Annotated in this window: 8 protein-coding genes; 3 read left to right on the forward strand and 5 right to left on the reverse strand. The window is 30.0% G+C overall.

Features of this window, described 5'->3' with window-relative positions; all coding sequences use genetic code 11:
• Positions 1 to 29: 29 nt before the first annotated feature.
• From HX088_RS10985 to HX088_RS11000, 4 genes are all read right to left on the reverse strand, one after another.
• Positions 30 to 1,805 (reverse strand): M56 family metallopeptidase, encoded by a 1,776-nt coding sequence (locus HX088_RS10985; RefSeq protein ID WP_286484167.1) that lies wholly within the window; start codon positions 1,803 to 1,805, stop codon positions 30 to 32.
• A gap of 3 nt (positions 1,806 to 1,808) precedes the next feature.
• Positions 1,809 to 2,186 carry a BlaI/MecI/CopY family transcriptional regulator gene (locus HX088_RS10990; protein WP_038331851.1) on the reverse strand — a complete coding sequence of 126 codons (378 nt, stop codon included), beginning with the start codon at positions 2,184 to 2,186 and terminating at the stop codon, positions 1,809 to 1,811.
• A 133-nt stretch (positions 2,187 to 2,319) separates the two neighbouring features.
• Positions 2,320 to 2,904, reverse strand: a complete 585-nt coding sequence (locus tag HX088_RS10995; RefSeq protein ID WP_225539057.1) for a porin family protein — start codon at positions 2,902 to 2,904, stop codon at positions 2,320 to 2,322.
• A gap of 153 nt (positions 2,905 to 3,057) precedes the next feature.
• Positions 3,058 to 4,308, reverse strand: a complete 1,251-nt coding sequence (locus HX088_RS11000; RefSeq protein WP_286484168.1) for a 3-deoxy-D-manno-octulosonic acid transferase — start codon at positions 4,306 to 4,308, stop codon at positions 3,058 to 3,060.
• A gap of 100 nt (positions 4,309 to 4,408) precedes the next feature.
• Between HX088_RS11000 and HX088_RS11005 the strand changes: the two genes are divergently transcribed.
• Complete coding sequence (locus HX088_RS11005) at positions 4,409 to 5,524, forward strand: DegT/DnrJ/EryC1/StrS family aminotransferase (protein ID WP_286484170.1); 1,116 nt, start codon at positions 4,409 to 4,411, stop codon at positions 5,522 to 5,524.
• A gap of 96 nt (positions 5,525 to 5,620) precedes the next feature.
• Positions 5,621 to 6,634, forward strand: a complete 1,014-nt coding sequence (gene galE, locus HX088_RS11010; protein ID WP_286484171.1) for a UDP-glucose 4-epimerase GalE — start codon at positions 5,621 to 5,623, stop codon at positions 6,632 to 6,634.
• A 72-nt stretch (positions 6,635 to 6,706) separates the two neighbouring features.
• On the opposite strand, the gene HX088_RS11015 is transcribed toward galE, so the two are convergent.
• On the reverse strand, positions 6,707 to 7,162 hold the full coding sequence (locus tag HX088_RS11015; protein ID WP_260544134.1) for a copper resistance protein NlpE: 456 nt from the start codon (positions 7,160 to 7,162) through the stop codon (positions 6,707 to 6,709).
• A gap of 84 nt (positions 7,163 to 7,246) precedes the next feature.
• Between HX088_RS11015 and HX088_RS11020 the strand changes: the two genes are divergently transcribed.
• Positions 7,247 to 7,756, forward strand: coding sequence for a methylated-DNA--[protein]-cysteine S-methyltransferase (locus HX088_RS11020; RefSeq protein ID WP_260544132.1), 510 nt, complete (start codon positions 7,247 to 7,249; stop codon positions 7,754 to 7,756).
• The last annotated feature ends 125 nt before the right edge of the window (positions 7,757 to 7,881 follow it).

A 7,881-nucleotide genomic window follows, 5' to 3' on the forward strand; every position in this document is an offset into this window, starting at 1 on the left:
TAAATGTTATAAATGCGATGAAATTTTGATTATTTCTTAATTTCTTTTTTTAGCTGTTTTTGCTTTTTTTCAATCTCCTTTAGCATTTGTTTAGTGTTTTTTTCTTGTAATACAAGTTCTTTCTTTTTTTCTTCAAGATATTTACTCATTTCTTTAGGATCTTCAGAATAAAATGTTTTTACAGTAAATGAACCTAATTTTTGTATTTCGGGATTTTTAGGATCAGTTTTTAGAGCTGTAATATCATAACCTCTTGAATGCGATTCTTTTAATTGTTTTTCTATTTCCGTTTTATCAATTCCTTTATTTTTTGAAAAACTTACACTATAACCATTATCAATTCCTTTTGATTTTAATTGATTTTCTAAATAAACTTTATCAATCTCTGAACTAATAATTTTATGTTCAACACCATTTTTGTCGGTGTAAATAGAATAACCATTTTTCAGAGTAATATTATTTTTTACCGTTGGCATTTTAGCAGTTGTTACTTTTTTATCAATATTCGGAATATCTTTTTCAGAGTTAAAAATTCTGATAACACTTGAATCTTTTTTGAAAATTTCTATTAAACCTTCGCTCTTTTTTACAATTACTTTATTAATATCTTTTGGATCTATTTTTTGTAAAACTTTGCCATCTTTACCATATAGTGTTGTCGGTATTAATTCTTTTTTTCTAACAATATCTTTTATTTTTATCGAATCATTCAAGATGATATCTCCAGCATCGTTTAAAATAATTTTGTTTTGCGGATTACTTTTCAAAATATCTTTTAATTCTTCTTTGGTCATTGTTTTACCATCAGATAAATTTTTGATTAACGTAATAGTGTCATTCAGGTTTTTCGATATTTTATTTTCTTCTTTTGTATCAAATATCAAATCCGCTTGCGATTGAACAGGTTTTTCCAATGCTTGTTCTACCTTTTTTGCTTTATTTTCTACTTCCTGAGCAAAAGATTTTTGAGAAAACAATACAAAAGCGCTTAGTATAAAAGGTAAAGAAGCAAAAGAAAGAATTTTAGCTTTTCGATTTGAGGTGTTTTTCGTCATCATAAGTAGGCGTTTTTTGGTTAGTATAAAATTGAAATTACTCGCCATCATTGATGGATTTTGAGTTGCAATGCAATCTAAAATTTGATGTTGATAAGTTTTTAAATCAGAGTTTCTTTTTAACACATATTCATCTGCCAAAAACTCATGATTTAGTTTGATCGATTTTTTGTAGAAATAAATAAAAGGATTGAACCAAAAAAGGATTTGAAAAATTTCTATCCATAATATATCAAAACTATGTTTCTGAATACAATGTGCTTTTTCGTGATCAATTAAATTTTGATGTAAATTCTCGAGTTGTTTTTTGGGAATAAAAATATAATTCCAAAAACTATAAGGTTGACTTGATTGTAAATCGAGAACATAAGTAATTTCGTGGTCTTTTATTTTTTCTTCTGTTTTAATTTTAAATAACAAGTTGTACAAATTGTAACTAAATCTGGCTAAAAATAAAACTGCAAATAGGATGTAAATTACATTTAAAATATCCCCAAAGTTAATTCCTTCTTCTTGTTGCAATACGTCAGGGTTTTGCATTAAAAAAGCTAATAGTTCAGGCGAAATATTTGTTTCGTTAGCTGTAATTGGTAAATCTATTTTATACAAAGGCGCTGTCAACGAGAAAACTAACGAGAATAAAAGATAAAATCGATTGATTTTATACATACTTTCGCGCTCCAATAAAAGTTTGTAAAATGAATACAAAAAACCAGAGCAAAGAATAAATTTTATGACATAAGCAACCATAAGCTATTTCTTTTTACGGTCTATTTCATTGTCGATGATATCACGTAATTTTTCTAATTCTTCAACAGACATATTGTTTGATTTTGCAAAAAATGAAGCAAATTGTGTTGCCGAATTATTAAAGAAGTTTGAAATCATTCCTTTTACTTCTTTCGAAAAATAGTCGTCTTTTTTTACCAAAGCGTAGTATCGACGCGAGTTTCCCATTTGTTCGTAATCAATATAACCTTTGTCGTGCATCCTTTTTAATAAAGTAGATATAGTCGTGTTTGCAGGTTTTGGATCGTCATAAGAATCGATAATATCTTTGGCGAAAACTTGTTTTCCACTCCAAATAACTTCCATCACTTCTTCTTCTCTTCTTGATAATTTAACTTTCATAATCTACAATTGTATTTTAATTACTACAAATATAGAATTAAATTTAATTTGACCAATTTATTTTTAACTTATTTAACATTTACACACAAAAAAAGGAGCAAAAAGCTCCTTGATATTTTGATTTGAAATGTTATTACATTTCCATTAATTTATACGCTACACCAACACTAAAATAGGTATTCGTAGTACTTTTTGAAGATGGATCATGATTAATATCTGTTAATCCTTTTGTAAAACGAGCATTGATTTCTAATTCGTCAGTTACTTTGTATCCAGCTCCTATATTTAATCCAAAATCAAATGTTTTGAAATTATCTGTAATTGGCTCTTTAGTCTTAATATTATTGAATTCTGTTTTTTCTTTAGCAGAAACCAAGAAACCTAATTGAGGACCAAATTCAACATCCAATCCGTCCATAATTTCATAACGTCCCATTAACGGAATATTAATATTATGTGTAACTATTTTTTTATCACTACCATCATGTTTTTTGATTCCAGCACCTTGTTTTGAGTATAATAATTCTGGCTGAAAACTAAATTGATCAGTTACTTTGTAATTTGCATAACCACCAACATAAAAGTCTGTTCTAAATTTTGCACTTTCAGTACCAGATAAAGTCGGGAAGTTAAGACCTCCTTTTACTCCTAAATCAATTTGCGCGTTCGCTGCACTTAATCCACCGAAAAGTGCTATTCCTAAGATTAGTTTCTTCATTTTTTTATTACTTAAGTTTGAGTTATATTATTTAATTCAAAAGTAAAGTTTTATTCATAGATAAAATTGAGCTGTTCTTCAAAAAAACAATAATGCTTTTTTATTTCACAATATCTATGCCTTTTTTGTTAAAAATTCATAAAATATTATGACTTAAATAATTTTCGCTAAATAATCCATAATAATTTTCGTTGCATTTGGAGAATTTTGAACAAAATCTCCTGCTTTTTTTCCACTTGCTTTTCTAAAATTTTCGTCATTCATCAAACGGTTCATTATTTTATTAAATTCGGTTTGATTTGAAATTGAAAAACCACCACCAACTGCTATCAAGTCAACAGCTTCCTGGAATTTTTTGTATTTAGGTCCAAATACAACAGGATTTCCATACGTTACAGCTTCTAATGTATTGTGAATTCCTGCTCCAAAACCACCGCCAATATAAGTGATATCTGCATATGCATACACTTTGGATAGTAGTCCAATTGTATTTAGAATAAAAACTTTTGAATCAATTAAATCTTGTTGCGAAGTTTTTTCTAAATCAGAAAATTTAACAGTTTTTTGATTGATTTTACTCAGAAAAGAATTGATCTCAGCATCATTCAAATTATGTGGTGCGAAAACAATTTTCCAATCATTCGTTAATTTTTGATTGATTAATTCAATAAATAATTCTTCATCTTTTGGCCACGAACTTCCAACAACAATGAATTTTGAATGTTGTTTGAAAGTTTCCATAAAATCCAAGTGATTGTCTTGGTGAATAATTTGTTTAACACGGTCAAAACGCGTATCACCTGCAATTGTATTCTGTGTAATCTGAATAGAGTCTAATAAATTTTTAGACTTTTCGTTTTGCACAAAGAAATGATTAATTAAACTTAATTTTTTAGCAAACCAGTTATTTCCAGCTTTTTTGAAAAAGTTTTGACTCTCTCTAAAGATAGAGGAAACCACAATTGTTGGTATTTTGTGTTGATGTAAAGTCGAAATTAAATTGAACCAATATTCGTATTTCACCAAAATCAAAATTTCGGGATGCAAGACTTTTATTAGTTTTTCTGCATTCGATTTTGTGTCTAAAGGTAAATAGAAAATTAAGTCAGCTCCTTGATAATTTTTTCTAATTTCGTAACCTGAAGGCGAGAAAAAGGAAACAGCAATTTTATGTGTAGGATACTTTTCTTTTAAGGTTTCGATCACAGGTCGACCTTGTTCAAACTCGCCTAAAGAAGAACAATGTACCCACAAAACTTTATCTGTTTTAGATAGTTTAGAAGCAATTTTTTCTTCCCAATTATCACGACCATTTATCCAAAGTTTCGCTTTTTCGTTAAAATTCGAAGCCAATTTTAGCGCCATTCCGTACGCCTTGATTGATATATTATAAAATCCTTGCACAATCTTGCAAAGTTAGAAATTTAGAACGAGCTTTTTTTGTACATTTGTTGTAATAATATCGACTTTTTAAAGTTGTAGATGTTGAAAGATTCATTAAGTTATGAAAAAAATACAAATGGTTGACTTACAGAGTCAATATCAAAAAATAAAAGGTGACGTTGATGCAGCAATTATGAATGTTTTAGATTCGGCTGCTTTTATAAATGGACCAGAAGTAAAACAATTCGAAACTGAATTACAAGAATATCTTAACGTAAAACATGTTATTCCTTGTGGAAATGGGACAGATGCTTTACAAATCGCTTTGATGGCATTAGGATTGGAGCCAGGTGACGAGGTAATTACGGCAGATTTTACTTTTGCGGCAACGGTAGAAGTGATTGATTTGTTAAAATTAAATTCTGTTTTAGTAGATGTCGATTATGATACATTTACAATTGATACAGAAAAATTGAAAGCTGCTATTACACCAAAAACTAAAGCAATTATTCCAGTTCATTTATTTGGGCAATGTGCTAATATGGATGAGATTATGGCAATTGCAAAAGAACATAACTTATATGTTATAGAAGATACAGCGCAAGCAATTGGTGCAGAATACAAAGGTCAAAAAGCTGGTACAATTGGTCATATTGGTTGTACATCTTTCTTCCCTTCTAAAAATTTAGGATGTTACGGAGATGGTGGAGCGATTTTTACGAATGATGATGATATTGCACATCGTTTACGTGGAATTGTAAATCACGGAATGTACAAGCGTTACTACCACGATGAAGTAGGGGTTAACTCACGTTTAGATTCAGTTCAAGCAGCAGTTTTACGCCGCAAACTACCATTCTTAGACGAGTATAATGCTGCACGTAACAAAGCAGCAGCTTATTATTCAGAAGCTTTTAAAGATATTGATGCGCTAATTACACCATCAAAAGGAGAAGATACAACACATGTTTTTCATCAATATACTTTACGTGTAACAAATGGTAAACGTAACGAATTGCAAGCTTTCTTAACAGAAAAAGAAATTCCAGCAATGATTTATTATCCTGTTCCATTACGTAAACAAAAAGCGTATGATAACGGTCATTACAATGATGCAGACTTCCCAAATACCAATAAATTGGTTGAAGAAGTGATGTCTTTACCGATGCATACAGAGTTAGAAGAAGAACAATTGGTTTATATTACTTCTGCTGTGCGTGAATTCTTTGGAAAATAATTTACATTAAAAAAATATGAAAAAGCTTCTGATTGGTTTCAGAAGCTTTTTTATTTGCTTAAATTTGGACTAACTAATTCAATGAAATTACATAAAATGAATAAAATATTAGTAACCGGTGGTTTAGGCTATATCGGTTCGCATACAGTTGTAGCACTACAAAATGCAGGTTATGAAGTGGTGATTATTGATGATTTATCAAACACGAATATTGATTTTTTAGATAGAATTACATCGATTACTTCTATAAAACCATCTTTTTATCAAATAGATTTAAAAGATCAAGAAAAAGTAAATGAATTTTTTAAGACAAATAAAATTGACGGAATTATCAATTTTGCAGCACATAAAGCGGTTGGTGAATCTGTTGAAAAACCGTTGATGTACTATCGTAATAATCTTTTAGGATTAATTAATCTTTTAGATGCGATGAAAGATTATAATGCAGATAATATCATTTTTAGTTCATCTTGTACCGTTTATGGACAGGCAGATCATATGCCAATTAATGAACAAACACCACTAAAGAAACCAGAATCTCCTTACGGGAAAACGAAACAAATGGGTGAAGAGATTTTAGAAGATTTCTCTACAGCTTTCGATAAAAATGTGATTTGTTTACGTTATTTCAATCCAGTAGGCGCCCATCCTACAGCGAAAATTGGTGAATTACCAAAAGGAATTCCAAATAATTTGATTCCATATGTTACGCAAACGGCGGCAGGAATTAGAGAAGCTTTATCAGTTTGGGGAGACGATTACCCAACGCGTGATGGAACAGCAATTAGAGATTATATTGATGTGAATGATTTAGCAGATGCGCACGTAAAAGCTGTAACTCGTTTGATTGAAAATAAAAATAAAGCGAAATTAGAGTTCTTTAATCTTGGAACAGGAACTGGATCTACGGTGTTAGAGGTTGTAAATGCATTTGAAAATGCAAATGATTTGAAATTGAATTATCAGATCAAAGAGCGTCGCGCAGGAGATATTATCGAAGCCTATGCAGATAATTCGTATGCAGAAAAAGAATTGGGTTGGAAACCTGAAACTCAACTTGCAGATAGTATGCGTACAGCTTGGGAATGGCAAAAAAGTTTAGAACAATAAAAGAAAACGCTGTCAGGTTTAAAACCTTGACAGCGTTTTAATTGTTATAGAGTAGAAATTTAACTTTTGAAATTATTTCTTTACTTTTTTCAATACGTATAAATCTTTTAAATTTCCAGTAATTTCTTTTCCTTCTTGATCTAAAACTTTCAATCTATTTTCTTCAACTTTCAGGACCAAAGGGCTAATATTCGAGTTTAAGTGCAAAATATTTCCAGTAGCATCCCATTTATAAAAACCTTCATCTTGGTAAACCGTTTCTTTTCCTAAATATTCTTGTTCAATGAAAAAGTTACCGTCTTTTTTTATCTCAACAATATATTTTATTCCTTCGCAATCCGCACATGGTAAAGTACCTTCATATTTTCCATCCCAATCCAAAGAGTTTCTTGAATTATGTTCATCTTTAAATGTTTTTGTAGAGTTTTGAGCCACTTCAGCTTTTTTTTCTTCTTGTTGGATACCTTTTGATTGGCATGAGAATAAGATAAATGATGCAAAGATGCTCACTAATATAGATTTCTTCATAATTAATTTTATGATATGTTTAACAACAAATATGGTACCAAATTACGACTATATTTTTCTAACTTTCAATTAAAATTTAATAAAATGTTTCACGCAAAAAAAATACAAACACCTTTGGGAGAAATGCTTGCAATTAAGTCACAAAAAGGACTTTGTGTATTAGCATTTTTTGATGGGAAATCAACCGAAAAACAACTTAAAGAGATTGAAAAATTGGGTGAAATTGTAGAAAATAAGCACGATGAAGTTTTGTTAAATTTAGAAAAGGAGTTAGACGCTTATTTTGAAGGGAATTTGAACGAATTTAGCATTCCGCTTGATTTGATTGGAACTGATTTTCAGTTAAAGGTTTGGAACGAATTAATTAAAATTCCATTTGGAAAAACACGGTCATATAAGGAGCAATCGATGGCTTTGGGTAATTTGTTGGCGATACGTGCAGTTGCAAATGCAAACGCGAAAAATAAAATAGCAATTGTGGTGCCTTGTCATCGGGTTATTGGAACAAATGGATCTCTGACAGGATACGCAGGAGGTAATAAGCGCAAGAAATTTTTGTTAGAATTAGAATCAACACAATTGAATGTATTCTAAAAAAAAACTTCGAGAATTTTCTCTCGAAGCTTTTTTAATTTATTTTAGTGTCCCGTCCTGAAATAGCGACACAAAAAAAATAATCGTTATTATGGAAGAAAGAAGCAATTATGTCAAACGTACTC

Origin of the sequence: Empedobacter sp. 225-1 (genome assembly GCF_030328185.1) — a bacterium.
Taxonomy (GTDB): Bacteria; Bacteroidota; Bacteroidia; order Flavobacteriales; family Weeksellaceae; genus Empedobacter; species Empedobacter stercoris.